The 15,916-nt window shown below is 72.8% G+C and carries 16 protein-coding genes; 10 read left to right on the top strand and 6 right to left on the bottom strand.

What is annotated here, in order from left to right; genetic code table 11:
- The first annotated feature begins 32 nt into the window (after positions 1 to 32).
- From ACTWO6_RS28820 to sucD, 4 genes are all read left to right on the top strand, one after another.
- Entirely contained in the window at positions 33 to 437 is a 405-nt protein-coding gene (locus tag ACTWO6_RS28820; protein WP_446216861.1) for a cobalamin B12-binding domain-containing protein, read from the top strand.
- A 518-nt stretch (positions 438 to 955) separates the two neighbouring features.
- Entirely contained in the window at positions 956 to 1,750 is a 795-nt protein-coding gene (locus ACTWO6_RS28815; protein ID WP_446216860.1) for a hypothetical protein, read from the top strand.
- 180 nt (positions 1,751 to 1,930) lie between these two features.
- Positions 1,931 to 3,109, top strand: a complete 1,179-nt coding sequence (gene sucC, locus ACTWO6_RS28810; RefSeq protein ID WP_446216859.1) for an ADP-forming succinate--CoA ligase subunit beta — start codon at positions 1,931 to 1,933, stop codon at positions 3,107 to 3,109.
- Positions 3,110 to 3,111: 2 nt separating this feature from the next.
- On the top strand, positions 3,112 to 3,999 hold the full coding sequence (gene sucD / locus ACTWO6_RS28805; RefSeq protein ID WP_446216858.1) for a succinate--CoA ligase subunit alpha: 888 nt from the start codon (positions 3,112 to 3,114) through the stop codon (positions 3,997 to 3,999).
- Between the two features lie 47 nt (positions 4,000 to 4,046).
- Here sucD and ACTWO6_RS28800 read toward each other — a convergent pair whose 3' ends face one another.
- On the bottom strand, positions 4,047 to 4,310 hold the full coding sequence (locus tag ACTWO6_RS28800; RefSeq protein ID WP_130339918.1) for a DUF4190 domain-containing protein: 264 nt from the start codon (positions 4,308 to 4,310) through the stop codon (positions 4,047 to 4,049).
- Positions 4,311 to 4,469: 159 nt separating this feature from the next.
- On the opposite strand from ACTWO6_RS28800, the gene ACTWO6_RS28795 reads away from it, so the two are divergent.
- Positions 4,470 to 5,801: a cell division protein PerM gene (locus ACTWO6_RS28795; RefSeq protein ID WP_446216857.1), complete on the top strand. Its 1,332-nt coding sequence runs from the start codon at positions 4,470 to 4,472 to the stop codon at positions 5,799 to 5,801.
- A gap of 106 nt (positions 5,802 to 5,907) precedes the next feature.
- On the opposite strand, the gene ACTWO6_RS28790 is transcribed toward ACTWO6_RS28795, so the two are convergent.
- Together ACTWO6_RS28790 and ACTWO6_RS28785 are read right to left on the bottom strand one after the other, a co-directional pair.
- Positions 5,908 to 6,549, bottom strand: coding sequence for a DUF4190 domain-containing protein (locus ACTWO6_RS28790; protein WP_446216856.1), 642 nt, complete (start codon positions 6,547 to 6,549; stop codon positions 5,908 to 5,910).
- 35 nt (positions 6,550 to 6,584) lie between these two features.
- Positions 6,585 to 6,878 (bottom strand): CD225/dispanin family protein, encoded by a 294-nt coding sequence (locus ACTWO6_RS28785; RefSeq protein WP_446216855.1) that lies wholly within the window; start codon positions 6,876 to 6,878, stop codon positions 6,585 to 6,587.
- Between the two features lie 183 nt (positions 6,879 to 7,061).
- On the opposite strand from ACTWO6_RS28785, the gene purN reads away from it, so the two are divergent.
- The 4 genes from purN to ACTWO6_RS28765 all read left to right on the top strand — a co-directional run bounded on the left by purN (position 7,062) and on the right by ACTWO6_RS28765 (position 12,829).
- Entirely contained in the window at positions 7,062 to 7,682 is a 621-nt protein-coding gene (gene purN, locus ACTWO6_RS28780) for a phosphoribosylglycinamide formyltransferase (RefSeq protein WP_446216854.1), read from the top strand.
- A complete protein-coding gene (gene purH / locus ACTWO6_RS28775) occupies positions 7,679 to 9,250 on the top strand; it encodes a bifunctional phosphoribosylaminoimidazolecarboxamide formyltransferase/IMP cyclohydrolase (protein ID WP_446216853.1) in 1,572 nt (523 codons plus the stop codon). The genes purN and purH overlap by 4 nt, the downstream gene beginning before the upstream one ends.
- Positions 9,251 to 9,515: 265 nt before the next feature.
- A complete protein-coding gene (locus tag ACTWO6_RS28770; protein WP_446216852.1) occupies positions 9,516 to 9,995 on the top strand; it encodes a hypothetical protein in 480 nt (159 codons plus the stop codon).
- A gap of 200 nt (positions 9,996 to 10,195) precedes the next feature.
- Positions 10,196 to 12,829, top strand: coding sequence for a glycosyl hydrolase (locus ACTWO6_RS28765; protein WP_446216851.1), 2,634 nt, complete (start codon positions 10,196 to 10,198; stop codon positions 12,827 to 12,829).
- Between the two features lie 136 nt (positions 12,830 to 12,965).
- Here ACTWO6_RS28765 and ACTWO6_RS28760 read toward each other — a convergent pair whose 3' ends face one another.
- Entirely contained in the window at positions 12,966 to 13,460 is a 495-nt protein-coding gene (locus tag ACTWO6_RS28760) for a hypothetical protein (RefSeq protein ID WP_446216850.1), read from the bottom strand.
- 168 nt (positions 13,461 to 13,628) lie between these two features.
- On the opposite strand from ACTWO6_RS28760, the gene ACTWO6_RS28755 reads away from it, so the two are divergent.
- Complete coding sequence (locus ACTWO6_RS28755) at positions 13,629 to 13,811, top strand: hypothetical protein (RefSeq protein ID WP_446216849.1); 183 nt, start codon at positions 13,629 to 13,631, stop codon at positions 13,809 to 13,811.
- Between the two features lie 48 nt (positions 13,812 to 13,859).
- Here the strand turns inward: ACTWO6_RS28755 and ACTWO6_RS28750 are convergent, their stop codons facing one another.
- Positions 13,860 to 14,891: an ABC transporter ATP-binding protein gene (locus tag ACTWO6_RS28750; protein WP_446216848.1), complete on the bottom strand. Its 1,032-nt coding sequence runs from the start codon at positions 14,889 to 14,891 to the stop codon at positions 13,860 to 13,862.
- Complete coding sequence (locus tag ACTWO6_RS28745; RefSeq protein ID WP_446216847.1) at positions 14,875 to 15,912, bottom strand: ABC transporter ATP-binding protein; 1,038 nt, start codon at positions 15,910 to 15,912, stop codon at positions 14,875 to 14,877. Before ACTWO6_RS28745 ends, ACTWO6_RS28750 begins: the two co-directional genes overlap by 17 nt.
- Positions 15,913 to 15,916: the final 4 nt, after the last annotated feature.

Genomic DNA, 15,916 nt, shown 5'->3' with positions numbered 1-15,916 from the left:
ATAGCCGCGGAGCCGGTGAAAGGTGTGCGCTGATGAGCTCTCGTATTCGGGTCGTCGTCGCGAAGCCCGGCCTGGACGGCCACGACCGGGGCGCGAAGGTCGTCGCGCGCGCCCTGCGGGACGCCGGCATGGAGGTCATCTACACGGGCCTGCACCAGACCCCGGAGCAGATCGTGGAGACCGCCATCCAGGAGGACGCCGACGCGGTCGGCCTCTCCGTGCTCTCCGGGGCGCACATGACCCTCTTCAAGCGGGTGCTGGAGCTGCTCGCCGAGCGGGACGCGCGGGACATCGTCGTCTTCGGCGGCGGCATCATCCCGGACGCCGACATCCCCGAGCTGTCGCGGCTGGGCGTGGCGAAGATCTTCACGCCGGGCGCCACCACCCAGTCGATCGTCGAGTGGGTCCGGCAGAACGTCGCCCAGCCGGTCGCCTGACCACAGCGGAACCGTCCGCGGCAGTGCCTTCGACGGTGCTGCGTCGGGCGGGACTGACCGGGACGCGGACAGGGGGAAGGGCCGGACGCACCCCTCACACGTCCGGCCCCTCTATGCACGATGCCCCGCCGCCACCCCTCGACCGACAGGGCATCGGCCGTCTCCCGTCCTCGCGCTGATCAGCGCTCCGACATCAGACTCAACGATGCCCCCACGGCAGGGTTACGCATCTTCCGCAACATCCCCCGGACGGCTGAACAGACCACCGCGGCGGGCGCGTCAGCCCTCCTTGGCAGGCCTGCTCCCGACCCGGATGTCGGTCCGCTCCCGGTCCGATGCCGACCAGGTTCGAGCCCGGTCCGGGGTTGATCGACATGAAGTTGATCAGGGGGCGGCGGAGGTCCGGGAGCGTTCGCGCTACGGCTGCCGGGGGCCTGGCCTCCCCGTCGCGGTGCGGGCCGTACCCTGTGGCTCCCCGCACCGCGTTCCGCGGTCGATGAGCCCGCCGGGAGCCCGCCGTGAATCAGCCGCCGCACCCGCAGCCGAACCCCGCCGAAGGGCAGCCGCCGACCCCACCGGTCGCCGGCTGGCCGCAGCAGGGGCAGCCGGCCGGGCCGGGTTGGTCGGGGCCGCCGCAGCACGGGTATCCGGGCGGGCCGGGTGGTGGATGGTCGGGGCCGCCGCAGGCGTACGGCGGTGGTGGCTGGCCGCCGCCGGGCGGCCCGGCGCAGGTGCCGCCGCCCTGGCAGCCGCCGGCGGCGCGACGGGCGAAGCGGATCCCGGACGACCAGCCCTTCATCGCCCGGCCGAGTCTGCGCAAGCGGGCGCTGGCCCTGGGCGGTCTGACCGTGCTGATCGGGCTGGTGATCGCCTGCCCGATGGGGCTGGCCGCGTCGTCCGAGAACGGCGGCGCGGAGATCCTGCTCGCCGTACCGCTGATCATGTTCTTCTTCGCCCTGGTGGTCGGTCTCCAGCTCTGGCTGGTCTCGTCCGGTGGTCCGGTGCTCGCGGTGGGGCCGGCCGGGCTCTGGATCAAGACCCGGCCGACCCGGGGTCAGGCGATCTGGCTGCCGTGGGAGGCGATCGACCAGATCTACCGGCGGCGCTGGGGGCTGGAGAAGATGCTCTGCGTACGCGCGCGCGACCCGCGGGCCGGCGGTGACCTGGGCGCCTTCACCGCGCTCGACACGGGGATGCAGCAGGCGTTCTTCGGCACCGGGTTCACCGCCACGGTCAACTTCGCCGACCGGTCGGAGCAGGAGATCATGGCGGCGGTGGTCCGCTGCTCGGCCGGCCGCTGCCGGGTGGCCTGACCGGTCGGGCCGGCGGCTGTGCATTACCGCACACCCCGCACCCGCTCGGTTGCCCCTGGTTCCCATCTCGTTAGGCTGCGGCAAATGACCTGTCTCATCTGATGACAGGCGTCAAACTGATTTTCCGAAGCTGGTGGCGGCGCGACGGCGCGCCGCGGAGACGGGACGGGACGCGCAATCGTGGACCTGTACGAGTACCAGGGGCGGGACCTGTTCGAGCGGCACGGGTTGCCCGTGCTCGCCGGCGGCGTCGCCACTACCCCGGAGGAGGCCCGCGCGATCGCCGAACGCCTCGGCGGTCGGGTGGTCGTCAAGGCGCAGGTGAAGGTCGGCGGCCGAGGCAAGGCCGGCGGCGTGAAGCTGGCCGAGGGCGCGGAGGAGACGGTGGCCCGCGCCACCGACATCCTCGGCATGGACATCAAGGGTCACACGGTCCACAAGGTCATGATCACCGTGACCGCGGACGTGGCCGAGGAGTACTACTTCTCGTACCTGCTCGACCGGGCGAACCGCACCTTCCTCTGCATCGCCAGCGTCGCCGGCGGTATGGACATCGAGCAGGTGGCCGCCGAGACCCCGGAGAAGGTGGTCAAGGCCCCGATCGACGCCAACACCGGCGTGGACGAGGCGAAGGCCCGCGAGATCGTGGCCGCCGCCGGCTTCCCGGCCGAGGTCGCCGACCAGGTCGTCGACGTCGCGGTCAAGCTGTGGCAGGCGTTCGTCGCCGAGGACGCCACGCTGGTCGAGGTGAACCCGCTGGCCAAGAACGCGGACGGCAAGCTGCTGCTGCTCGACGCCAAGATCACCCTGGACGAGAACGCCGCGTTCCGGCACCCGGACCACGAGGCCCTGGTCGACCAGGCCTCGGTGGACCCGCTGGAGCAGGCCGCCAAGGAGAAGGACCTCAACTACGTCAAGCTCGACGGCGAGGTCGGCATCATCGGCAACGGCGCGGGTCTGGTCATGTCCACCCTCGACGTGGTCGCGTACGCCGGTGAGCGGCACGGCGGCGTCAAGCCGGCGAACTTCCTCGACATCGGCGGTGGCGCGAGCGCCGCGGTGATGGCGAACGGCCTCGAGATCGTCCTCTCCGACCCGTCGGTGAAGAGCGTCTTCGTGAACGTCTTCGGCGGCATCACCGCCTGCGACGAGGTCGCCAACGGCATCATCCAGGCGCTGGGCCTGCTCGAGCAGCGGGGCGAGAAGGTCACCAAGCCGCTCGTCGTCCGCCTCGACGGCAACAACGCCGAGGCCGGTCGGGCGATCCTCGACGGCGCGAACAACCCGCTCGTGCAGCGGGTGGACACCATGGACGGCGCGGCCGAGCGGGCCGCCGAGCTGGCAGCTGCGGGGGTCTGATCATGGCTATCTGGCTGACCAAGGACTCCAAGGTCATCGTGCAGGGGATGACCGGTTCCGAGGGTTCGAAGCACACCCGGCGGATGCTCGCCGCCGGCACCAACGTGGTCGGCGGCGTCAACCCGCGCAAGGCGGGTCAGAAGGTCGACTTCGACGGCACCGAGCTGCCGGTCTTCGCGTCCGTCGCGGACGCCATGAAGGAGACCGGGGCCGACGTCACGGTCATCTTCGTGCCGCCGCAGTTCACCAAGGGCGCCGTCGTCGAGGCGATCGACGCCGGCATCGACCTGGCCGTGGTGATCACCGAGGGCGTCCCGGTGCACGACACCGCCGCCTTCTGGGCGTACAACGTGGCAAAGGGCGAGCGGACCCGGATCATCGGGCCGAACTGCCCGGGCATCGCCTCGCCGGGCGCCTCCAACGCCGGCATCATCCCGGCCGACATCACCGGCACCGGCCGGATCGGCCTGGTCAGCAAGAGCGGCACGCTGACCTACCAGATGATGTACGAGCTGCGCGACATCGGCTTCTCGAGCTGCGTGGGCATCGGCGGCGACCCGATCATCGGGACCACCCACATCGACGCCCTGGCCGCGTTCGAGGCGGACCCGGAGACCGACGCCATCGTGATGATCGGTGAGATCGGTGGCGACGCGGAGGAGCGGGCCGCCGAGTTCATCAAGGCCAACGTCACCAAGCCGGTGGTCGGCTACATCGCCGGCTTCACCGCGCCGCCCGGCAAGACCATGGGTCACGCCGGCGCGATCATCTCCGGCTCGGCGGGCACCGCCGAGGCGAAGAAGGAGGCCCTGGAGGCCGTCGGCGTGAAGGTCGGCAAGACCCCGACCGAGACCGCCAAGCTGATGCGGGAGATCATGTCCGCCGGCTGAGCCGTACGTGACGTGTGGAGGGGGTCGACCGGTGACGGTCGGCCCCCTCACCTGTACCAGTACAGGTCGCGGCCGCTGGCCCGCCAGATCGCGCTGCCGATGAGGTTGATCACGCCGAACGCGATGGCCAGGTAGCCGAGCACCGGGGACTTGCCGAACCGCTTCGCGTCCCGGATCGAGAGCCAGCCGAAGACGATGCCGAGGATGCCGCAGCAGATCAGGCCGAGGACGATGCCCAGTACCCCCCACAGGGTGGTGCGGTCCCGGCCGGCGGCCGGCGGTGGTGGCGGCGGCGGATAGGGAGCGTTCACGGCTTCCTCCGAGCGGTCGGTGCCGCGACAGGAAAGGTCGCGTCCTGGGCCGAGGCTAAACCGGATCGGGGCCGGCAAGCCGGTGGATCACGGAACTCGCCGCCCTCCGGGGGCGGTATCGGACTGCCGCCGCACGTGCGGCATGCCAGAGTAGAGCCGATGTCACCCGTCACCCCTGACCAGCCTCGCCGTCCCGCCGCCGGAGTCGCCGCCGACACCCGGCCGCCCGGCCGCGCCCGGCCGGCGTCCCGGGTGCCCGCGCCCCGGTCGGCGGAGGCGCCGCGCGGCCGCGCGCCGCTGCCCGTCGCCGCCGGCGTGGCGGCCGGGTGGGCGGCTCTCACGTCCTGGCTGCCGGTCACCGTCGTGCTGGGCCTGGCCCAGCTCAGCGAGGACGCCGGCTCGCTGCCGGGCGCGCTGCGCACCGGGCTGGCCGGCTGGCTGCTCGGCCACGGGGTGCCGCTGGAGACCCCCGCCGGCCCGCTCGGCCTGGCGCCGCTGGCGCTGGGCGCGCTGGCGGTCTGGCGGTTGACCCGGGCCGGGGTGCACGTCAGCCGAGCCATCGGCGCCCGCGCCGGTCGCTCGCCGCGGCAGGCGCTCACCGTCGCGGTCTCGGTCGGCATCGGGTACGCGCTGCTCGGCGCCCTCGCCGCGGTCGTCGTCGGCGCGGGCGGCCCGCGGGTCTCCCCGGTCCGGGCAGCGGTCACCTTCGCGGTCTTCGGCGCGCTCTCGGCGCTGGTCGGCGCGCTGCGCACCACCGGCGTGTCGGCGCTGCTGGCCCGGCGGTCCCCGCCGCCGTTGCGGGACGGGGTCCGGACCGGGCTGGTCGCCGGGCTGTTGCTGCTCGGGGCGGGCGCCGGGGCGGCCGGCCTGTCGGTGGCGACCGGGGGCGGCGACGCCGCCGACATGATCGGGGCGTACCGGACCGGGGTGGCCGGTCAGGCGGGCATCACCCTGGTCAGCCTCGCGTACGCGCCGAACGCCACCGTCTGGTCGGCCGCCTACCTGCTCGGCCCCGGGTTCGCCGTCGGCACCGACACGGCGGTGCGGACCAGCGAGGTCTCCGTCGGCGCACTGCCGGCCGTACCGCTGCTGGCCGGACTGCCGCGCGGGCCGGTCGACGGGCTCGGCGCCGGCCTGCTCGCGGTGCCCGTGCTGGCCGGGATGGCCGCCGGCTGGCTGCTCGCGCGGCGGCTGCTGCGGCTGGCCGCCGAGGACCGCGTGGTGGTCGGCTGGGGGCCGCTGCTGGTGCCGGCGGCGCTCGCCGGACCGGTCGCCGGCCTGCTGCTCGGCGGGGCCGCGGCCGCCTCCGGCGGGCCGCTCGGCGGTGGTCGGCTGGCCGAGATCGGCCCGGTGCCCTGGCAGGTGGCCGCGGTGGCCACCGTGGTCGTCGCCGCCGGCGCACTGCTCGGCGCCGCCGCCACCAAGTTCCTCGCCCGCTCGGCCGGCCCCGAACCGGCCCCGCGCCGCCCCGCGCCCGCCGCCCGGCCCTGATCGCCGTACGGCGTCTGCGGTCGCCCGATGCCGACCGCGCTGCCGGCGCGCTCCGGATAGGGCGAGGGGCGCCCGGACGGATCCGGACGCCCCTCGCCGAGCCGGGTCAGGAGAAGTTGTTCCAGTTGATCATGGCACCGGCGAAGGCGTTGATGATGCCGAGCACCACGCCGATCCCGCCGCAGATCAGGCCCGCCCTGGCCTGGCCCGCGTTGCTCGCCTCGCCCTGCTGGGCCTTCTTCTGGCCGAGCACGCCGAGCACCACGCCGGCGATGCCGGCCGGGATGCCGAGCCCGGGGCAGCAGAGACCGAGCACGATGGACGCGATACCGGCGATCATGCCGATCAGGCCGAGCGTGTTGTTCTGCCCCTGCGGCATCGGGTAGCCGGCGTTCGGGTACGTCGGCGCGGCGCCGTAGGGCGGCTGCTGGCCGTAGGGGTCCTGGTACGGCTGCTGCCCGTACGGCTGTCCCGACGTCGGCTGGCCGTAGGGCTGGCCGGAGGTGGGCTGGCCGTAGGGCTTGCCGGAGGTGGGCTGGCCGTAGGGCTGGCCGGAGGTCGGCTGCTGCCCGTACTGCGGCGCCTGCGGCTGGGCGTACGGGTCCTGCGGCTGGCCGTAGGGCTGGCCGGCCGGCGGCTGCTGCCCGTACTGCGGGGGCGGCGCGTACGGGTCCTGGTACTGCGGTGCGGTCGGATCCTGCGGCGGCTGCTGGCCGTACGGGTCCTGACCGGGGTTACCGGGCTGCATTACTGGGTGCTCCTCAGGCTGGGGGTCGGCGGTCGTCAGTTCGTGCTGCTGCCGCTCATCATTCCGCCGACGCCCAGAGCGAGACAGCACACGACCGTCAGGGCGATCCAGATGATGCCGATGATGAGGGCCAGCTTCGACCACTTCTTCGACTCGGCGGCGGCCGCCTGGGCGCCCGCGTAGTCGCCCTGCTGGAGCAGCGGGTTCACCTTGGACGCGTTGATGATGGCCGGGATGGCCAACGGCCAGAACAGGAAGATCGAGACGATCGACATCGTCATGTTGTTGTCGATCTGCGGCGGCGGCTGCTGCGGGTAACCAGGCTGCATGGCGGGCGTACTCCTCGGTCCATCGGCACCGCCGGGGTGCCGGTTCACTGACGGGTGCGGAGCCGGGCGTACGCCGGGCACCGAAGCGACCGGCAGCGTATCGTGCCCGCGCCATCCGGGTGATCACCCGAAGCGGCGCTGCCCGAGCGCTGGACGCCCTGACCTGCCCGATAGGGTTGCCGCGTGACCGAGCCCGCGTCCGTCGCCCGCCTCGTCGTCCTCGTCTCCGGCTCCGGCAGCAACCTCCAGGCGCTGCTGGACGCCGCCGTCGACCCCGCGTACGGGGCCCGGGTGGTCGCCGTCGGCGCCGACCGGGACGGGATCGCGGGCCTGGACCGGGCCGCCGCGGCCGGGGTGCCGACCTTCGTCGACCGGGTGCAGGACCACCCGAGCCGGGAGGACTGGGACAAGGCGCTGACCGCGCACGTCGCGGAGCACCGGCCCGACCTGGTCATCAGCGCCGGCTTCCTGAAGCTCGTCGGCCCGCACTTCCTGGCCGCGTTCGGCGACCGCTACCTCAACACGCACAACACCCTGCTGCCGGCGTTCCCCGGCATCCACGGTCCCCGGGACGCCCTCGCCTACGGCGTGAAGGTCACCGGGGCCACCCTCTTCTTCGTCGACGCCGGGATGGACACCGGCCCGATCGTCGCGCAGGTCGCCGTGCCGGTGCTGGACGACGACGACGAGGAGACGCTCACCGAGCGCATCAAGGAAGCCGAGCGGCGCCAGCTCGTCGAGCAGGTCGGCCGGCTGGTCCGCGAAGGTTGGACGATCACCGGAAGAAAGGTCACCGTGCCGTGAGCTCCACTCAGGACGAGCGCCGCCCGATCCGGCGGGCGCTGGTCAGCGTCTACGACAAGACCGGCCTGGTCGAGTTGGCCCGGGCTCTGCACGACGCCGGGGTGGAGATCGTCTCGACCGGCAGCACCGCGTCGACGATCGCCGGCGCGGGCGTGCCGGTGACCCCGGTGGAGCAGGTGACCGGCTTCCCGGAGATCCTCGACGGCCGGGTGAAGACCCTGCACCCGAAGATCCACGGCGGCCTCCTCGCCGACCTGCGCAAGGACGCGCACGCCGCCCAGCTCGACGAGCACGGCATCGCCGGGATCGACCTGCTGGTCTCCAACCTCTACCCGTTCCAGGCCACCGTCGCCTCCGGCGCCAGCCCGGACGAGTGCGTCGAGCAGATCGACATCGGCGGGCCGGCGATGGTCCGGGCCGCCGCCAAGAACCACGCCTCGGTCGCCGTGGTGACCGACCCGGCGGCGTACCCGGCGCTGCTGGCCGCCCTCCGCGAGGGTGGCTTCACGCTGGCCCAGCGCAAGGCCCTGGCGGCCCGCGCCTTCGCGGCCATCGCCGACTACGACGTGGCGGTCGCCGAGTGGTTCGCCGCGACCCTGGCCCCGGCCGCCGACGGGTGGCCGGAGTTCGCCGGGCTGGCGCTGAGCCGGCAGGCGGTGCTGCGGTACGGCGAGAACCCGCACCAGGCGGCCGCCCTCTACGCCGACCCGGCCAGCCCCGCCGGCCTGGCCCAGGCCGAGCAGCTGCACGGCAAGGAGATGTCCTACAACAACTACGTCGACGCGGACGCCGCCTGGCGGGCCGCGAACGACTTCCCCGACCAGCCGGCGGTGGCGATCATCAAGCACGCCAACCCGTGCGGCATCGCGGTCGGCGCGGACGTCGCCGAGGCGCACCGGAGGGCGCATGCCTGCGACCCGGTGTCGGCGTACGGCGGGGTGATCGCGGTGAACCGCCCGGTGAGCGTGGAGCTGGCCCGGCAGGTCTCGGAGATCTTCACCGAGGTGCTGGTGGCGCCCGGGTTCGACGAGGGCGCGGTCGAGATCCTCCAGGGCAAGAAGAACATCCGGCTGCTCCGGGCCCCCGCCTTCAACCCGTTGCCCGCCGAGTGGCGGCAGGTCACCGGCGGCGTCCTGGTACAGCTCCGGGACAAGATCGACGCCGAGGGCGACGACCCGGCGAACTGGCGGCTCGCCACCGGCGAGGCCGCTGACGAGGCGACCCTGCGGGACCTCGCCTTCGCCTGGCGGGCGGTCCGCGCGGTGAAGAGCAACGCGATCCTGCTGGCCAGGGACGGCGCGACCGTCGGCGTGGGCATGGGCCAGGTGAACCGGGTCGACTCCGCGCAGCTCGCGGTCGGCCGGGCCGGGGCGGACCGGGCCCGCGGGTCGGTCTGCGCCTCGGACGCGTTCTTCCCGTTCGCCGACGGGCCGAAGATCCTCATCGAGGCGGGTGTCCGGGCGATCGTCCAGCCCGGTGGCTCGATCCGCGACGAGGAGGTCATCGCGGCCTGCAAGGAGGCCGGCGTGACCATGTACCTCACCGGCACCCGGCACTTCTTCCACTGATCCATCGCGGACAGCGGGGCGCGGCCGGTGGGCCGCCCCCGCTGTCCGCGTTGAGCCTCCACTCGGGAGCGCTCCACCCGCCGCCGCGCTGACCAGCCGAAAGTGCGACCGACGAACCGTTGCCGGTGGTCAATTGGTGTTGCTAGCGTGATCCCGGCAGCAACGATCGACCCTCCCCGTTCTCCTCGCCACCCGTCTCCCGCCCGCGGCCCTCGGCCGCCCGCCCGAGCGGCGTCCGACATCCCTCGTCCTGGCAGGTTGGCCCATGCGCGTGTGCGACCGGTTGAACGCCGTCGTCGTCGCGCTGGCGTTCGTCCTGGCCGGTCTGGGTGCGCCGGCCTGCGCGGAGACCCAGCTGCCCGGCGCGGTGGTCACCGCCGCGCACCGGTCGATCGTCCACGACGCGTCGCACGTCGTCCGTCCTGACGTACGGTGCGTCGTCGCCCCGGTCACCACGCCGCACCCTGCCGCCCCGCCGTCCGGCGACCCCCGGGTCGTCGGGGCGCGCCACGCGCACCCCGACACTCCGTCGGAGCTGCGGGCGGAGGTTCCCGGCGGGCCCTGTGATGACCACCGCGCCGGCGTCGGCCAGGCCGACGGACCGGACGATCTCCTCCTCGGCGCGCCCCTGCGGGTCGACGGCACGACGGTCGCCGTCCTCGCCGCGATCCGCTACCGACCGCCGGTCGTGCCGCTGCCGCCCCGGGGCGTCCTGCCCACCCGGGCGCCACCCGCCACCGCCTGACCCTCCCCGCGCCCCGGTCCTGCCGGGCCCGACGCGGCCGTGACCCGTCGGCCGATGCGGACGCCGCACCGCGACGAGGGTCGAATTCGGACGCTGCCCGTCCGATCACCAGACCGCACACCGTGGCCGCGCCATCCGCCGCCACGGTCTCCCTCCCGGGCCACCCCGCCCGGGAACTCCCTGAATCCTGGAGGATTCACATGTCGAAATCCCGCTGGCGCAAGCCGGCGACAATCGCGGGCGCGCTGGTGCTGACCGCCGCGCTCGGTGGCGTCGCCGCCACCAACCACGAGGTACTGGAGGCCCTCGGCCTCGCCCAGGAGCCCGGCGCCAACCTGCCCTGGCACGCCCGGGAGTTCGCCGAGATGGCGGCCGGTGAGGAGTCCGAGGAAGCCGGCGAGGAGGCCTTCGAGGCCCGGGTCATCGCCGAGCAGTTCGCCCAGGCCCGCTCCGCGCCGGGCGTCGTCGCGCCGGGCGCGTACGCCAACGCGTTCAGCCAGCTGGGCAGCATGCCGGTCACCAAGGGCAGCTGGCGCGAGGTCACCAAGATCAAGTATGACGGTGACGACCCGCGCTACCGGGACTACGCCTCCAACTCCTCCGGAGGCGCCGGCCTGCAGACCGGCCGGATCACCGGCCTCGCGGCCGACAACAGCGGCTACGTCTACGCGGCCGGGGCGGACGGCGGCGTGTGGCGGTCCTCGATCGGCGGCGGGAGCTGGACGCCGATCACCGACCAGCTGCCCACCCTGTCCAGCGGCGACGTGGTGCTCGCCGCCGACGGCTCGCTCTGGTACGCCACCGGTGAGGCGAACACCGGCGCCACCTCGTACGTCGGCGCGGGCGTCTACCGGCTGGCCAACCCGAAGACCGGTCAGTTCACCGCGGCGAACCGGGTCGGCGGCACCGAGCTGGAGAGCTCGGTCATCAACAAGCTGCGCTTCTTCGACGGCAAGGTCTGGGCCACCACCAACCGGGGCCTCTACTCGCACTCGATGAGCAGCGGGTCCGGGGCGTGGAAGTTCGAGTGGGCGCCGAACCCGAGCTACCTGCCGGGCGGGGCGGACGCGGGCACGGCCAACGCGGCGTACAAGAACATCGTCAACGACGTGGCCGACGACCCGCGCAACCCGAAGCATGTGGTGGTGGCCTCGGCCTGGCGGTCGGGCGACACCTACAACGGCTTCTACGAGACCGCCGACTACACCGCGGGCGGCTGGACCAAGGTCAACCCGACCGGCTCGATCCCGGCCGACGACATCGGCTACGTGACGTTCGCCTTCTCCGCCGACGGCGGCAAGCTGTACGCGATCAACCAGTCGCCGAAGTTGCTCAACAAGCCGGCCGGCAACGTCAACAGCTACCTGGACGGCATCTACGTCTCCAACAACGGCTCGCCCGCCGGACCGTGGAGCAAGATCGCCGACTCGGCCAAGCTCGGCAACTCCGGCTCCGCGCTCAAGCAGACCGTGATCGGCAAGGGCTACGGTCCGGGCATCCAGGCCTGGTACAACCAGTTCCTCGCGGTCGACCCGGCCAACCCGAACCATGTCTGGGCGGGCCTGGAGGAGGTCTACGAGTCGACCGACGGCGGCGCCAACTGGAAGACCGTCGGGCCGTACTGGAACTTCGGCTTCTCCTGCTGGAACATCTACGACGCCAAGAACACCTGCAACAAGACCACCCACTCCGACCAGCACTCGGTCGCGGTGGGCAACGGCTTCGTCTACGTCGGCAACGACGGCGGCATCTACCGCCGGCCGATCAACGGGAAGGCCGACAAGGACGGGCACGCCACCGACTGGCAGAGCCTGAACGACGGCACCATCGACGCCCTCCAGTACTACTCGGTCTCGGTGGGCAAGGACCCGGCCAAGGCCGGCACCGTGGTCTCCGGCGGTCTCCAGGACAACGGCGCCTCGGTGCTGCGGGCCGGCGACACCGTGATGGGCTCGAACTTCGGCGGTGACGGCGGCGACTCGCTGGCCGACCCGGCGAACGGCTGCCGGCAGGTCCAGGAGTACACCAACCTGGCCATGCGGGTGACCGAGAACTGCAACGCCAACCCGGGCCCGGGCACGGCGGAGACCTCGACCTCGCGGGACATCCAGCCGTACACCTCGTCGCCGGGCGACGAGCCGGCCCGGTTCATCGCGCCGTTCTCGCCGGACGCCACCGACGGGAACGTCTGGGTCGCCGGTGGCCAGCACGTCTGGGTGAACACCAAGGGCTACGCGATCTCCGACGGCAAGGGCTGGACGAACGTCTTCAACCTGGGCGCCGGCCGCACCGCCACCTCGGTGGGCGTCTCCGGCGGCACCGCGTACGTCGGTTGGTGCGGTCCGTGCAACAACGCCGGCTTCACCCGGGGCGTCGCGGTCGGCAAGGTCAACGACCCGGCGAGCTGGCACCAGCTGACCCTGCCGGCGGACTTCCCGAACCGGTTCGTGCAGGGCGCTGGCGTCGACGCCGCCAACCCGGCGCACGCCTTCCTCGCGATCAACGGGTTCTCCCGGCGGTTCACCGAGGGTCCGGGCGCCGGTTTCGGCCACGTCTACGAGACGACCGACGCGGGCGTGACCTGGAAGGACGTCTCGGCGAACCTGCCGGACGTGCCGGCCAGTTCGATCAAGCAGCTCGCCAACGGCGGCCTGGTGCTCGCCACCGACCTGGCCACCTTCTACCGCGCGCCCGGCGCCACCGACTGGCAGCGGCTGGGCACCGGCCTGCCGCTGACCGTCGGCATGGACGTCGAGTACAACGCGGTGGACAACGCGGTCTACGTGGCCACCCACGGCCGCGGCATCTGGGCGTTCGACCTGGCCCAGCTCTGAGACGTCGGCGGTCCGGCCCGGTTCCCGATCCGGGCCGGGCCGCCGGCCCGACACCAGCAGGCCCCGTCCCCTGTTTCGGGGTGCGGGGCCTGCTGGTGTCGGCGCGTAACGGGCTCGGTCGTACCCGGGAGCCGGCTCAGCCGGCGTGGAGGGTGACGGCACCCCGGGTGCCGTCGGTCCGGTCCGCCCGGATGGTCCAGCATCCGGCCGTGGGGAAGGTCCACTGGCTGCCCCACTCGTCCCCGGGGCGCTGCCAGGTGCTCCCGCCGCTGTGCCCGATGACCTCCATGGGCTCCGTGGTGGCGCCCTCCGGCCCCTCGGCATGGAGGGTCAGGTCGCCGGCGCCCGTCATCCGGAAGGCGACCTTCGTTCGCTCGCCTGCTCGGAGCTCTCCGCCCGCGATGAAGAGCAGTGCCCAGAAAACCCCGGGAGTGCCTTCGACCTCGGCCAGCCCGGAGCCGTACCGGTTGTCCGGCGGACAGCTCGGGGCCGGAGCGGCGGTGCCCGCCGACGAGGTGGCGAGCGACTTCGGGCCGGCCCCGGACGGCTTCCCGGCCGGCTGGCCGCCGCGCTCACAACCCGCCAGCGCCGCCAGCGCCGCCAGCACCAGGACGGATCGACGCAATCTCATCTCCCCAGTGTCCCGCCCCGGATCAACCCTGGGCTAGACCGGCGCGTCATCGACGGTGGGAACCGGCCGGCCAACCGGAGCGCCGGGGTCGCCAGTTGGGCGATCCGTCCCAGCCGGGGGACGACCGTCGAGGCGGCCCTCGCCGACCTCACCCGGCAGCTGTCAGATGTGGACGGACGGCCGACGGTATGGGCCGAGGCGCGGCTCGGCTACCCGGACCACCCGGTCACGACCTGGGTGCTGGCGGTCGCCGGTACGCCCCGCCTCACCGCCCAGGTCCACCGGGACGGATCCACCGTCACCGCCAGCCCCGACGCGCGCTGCGTCGTCCCGCCCTTACGCCCGCGCTGACGATGGAGTGGCCGTCCCGGATGGGACGACCGCACCACTCGGCGGTCGTCAGGCCGCAGTGGGGCGTACCTCGGCGAAGTGACAGGCCGAGGGGTGCGGGTCCGCCGCGCGGAGCACCGTGTGCGGCTCCTGGTTGGCGCAGATCTCCTGGGCCTTCCAGCAGCGGGTGCGGAACCGGCAGCCCGACGGGGGATCGGCTGGGCTCGGCACGTCGCCGTGGAGTCGGATCATGTTCCGGTTCTCGCGGGCGTCCGGGTCCGGCACCGGCACCGCCGAGAGCAGGGCCTGGGTGTACGGGTGGGTGGCCCGCTCGTAGATCTCGTCCTCGGTGCCGATCTCCACGATCTTGCCGAGGTACATCACCGCGACCCGGTCGGAGATGTGCCGGACCACCGACAGGTCGTGGGCGATGAAGATGTACGACAGCCCGAACTCGTCCTGGAGCTGCTCCAGCAGGTTGATCACCTGGGCCTGGATCGACACGTCCAGGGCCGAGACCGGCTCGTCGCAGACGATGATCTCCGGCCGCAGGGCGAGCGCCCGGGCGATGCCGATGCGCTGGCGCTGACCGCCGGAGAACTGGTGCGGGTACCGGTTGAGGTGCTCGGGGTTGAGCCCGACCACGTCCAGCAGCTCCTGGACCCGCTTCTGCTTGCTGCCCTTCGGCGCGGCGTCCGGGTGGATCTCGAACGGCTCGCCGATGATGTCGCCGACCGTCATCCGGGGGTTCAGCGAGGTGTACGGGTCCTGCATCACCATCTGCATGTTGCGGCGCAGCCGGCGCAGCTCGGAGCCGGAGGCCTTGAAGAGGTCCTTCCCCTCCAGGGTGGCCCGGCCGGCGGTCGGCGTCTCCAGCCGCATCAGCAGCCGGGCGAGGGTCGACTTGCCGCAGCCGGACTCGCCGACGATGCCGAGCGTCTCGCCCCGGCGCAGCTCGAAGCTCACCCCGTCGACGGCCTTGACCGCCCCGGTCTGCTTCTTGAACAGCACCCCCTGGCTGATCGGGAAGTGCTTCACCACGTTGTCGACGGAGAGGATCGTCTCGCCGCGGACCTTCGTCGGGCTAGCGGGCGCTGTCATCACGGACCTCCTGCGCGAAGTGGCACGCGCTGGTCCGGCCGTCGCCGAGGACCAGGTCGTGCGGCACCACGTCCACGCAGACCTGCTGCACGTACGGGCACCGGGGGTGGAACGGGCAGCCGGAGGGGATCCGCATCAGGTTCGGCGGCAGCCCCTTGATGGTGGAGAGCGCCTGACCCCGGACGTCCATCCGCGGGATCGACTCCAGCAGCCCCTTGGTGTACGGGTGGGCCGGCGACCGGTACAGCGAGTGGACGTCGGCGTGCTCGACGATCCGGCCGGCGTACATGACCGCGATCCGGTCCGCGACGCCGGCGACCACGCCGAGGTCGTGGGTGATCAGGATCATCGCCATGTTGAGGTCGCGGCGCAGGTCGGCCAGCAGGTCCATGATCTGGGCCTGCACGGTGACGTCGAGCGCCGTGGTCGGCTCGTCGGCGATCAGCACCTTCGGGTCCAGCGCCAGCGCCATCGCGATCATGACGCGCTGCCGCATACCGCCGGAGAACTGGTGCGGGTAGTCGCCGAGCCGCCTCGCGGCCGCCGGGATCTTCACCAGGTCCATCAGCTCGACGGCCCGCCGTCGGGCGTCGGCCCGGGACATCCCCTCGCGCTGGCGCAGCGTCTCGCCGATCTGCCAGCCGACCGGGAAGACCGGGTTCAGCGCGGAGAGCGCGTCCTGGAAGATCATCGCGATCTCCTTGCCGCGTACCTGCCGGCGCTGCTCCTCCGACTGCGTCAGCAGGTCCCGGCCCTGGTACAGGATCTGGCCGGAGCGGACGACCGCCGGGGGAGTGTCGAGGATGCCCATGATCGCCTGGGCGGTGACCGACTTGCCGGAGCCGGACTCGCCGAGCACGGCCAGCGTCTCGCCGGCGTCCAGGTGGTACGAGACCCCGTTGATCACCCGGGCCACGCCCTCGTGGGTGCGGAACTCGACGTGCAGGTCGCGTACCTCGAGCAGGTGACCACCCTCCGGGGTGGCGGAGGCGGGCGTGGGTTGGACGGTGGAGTGGGTCATGGGT

Source organism: Micromonospora sp. IBHARD004, from assembly GCF_052814115.1.
The sequence above is the reverse complement of the archived record's forward strand: the minus strand, read 5'-3'. Positions and strand labels throughout refer to the sequence as shown.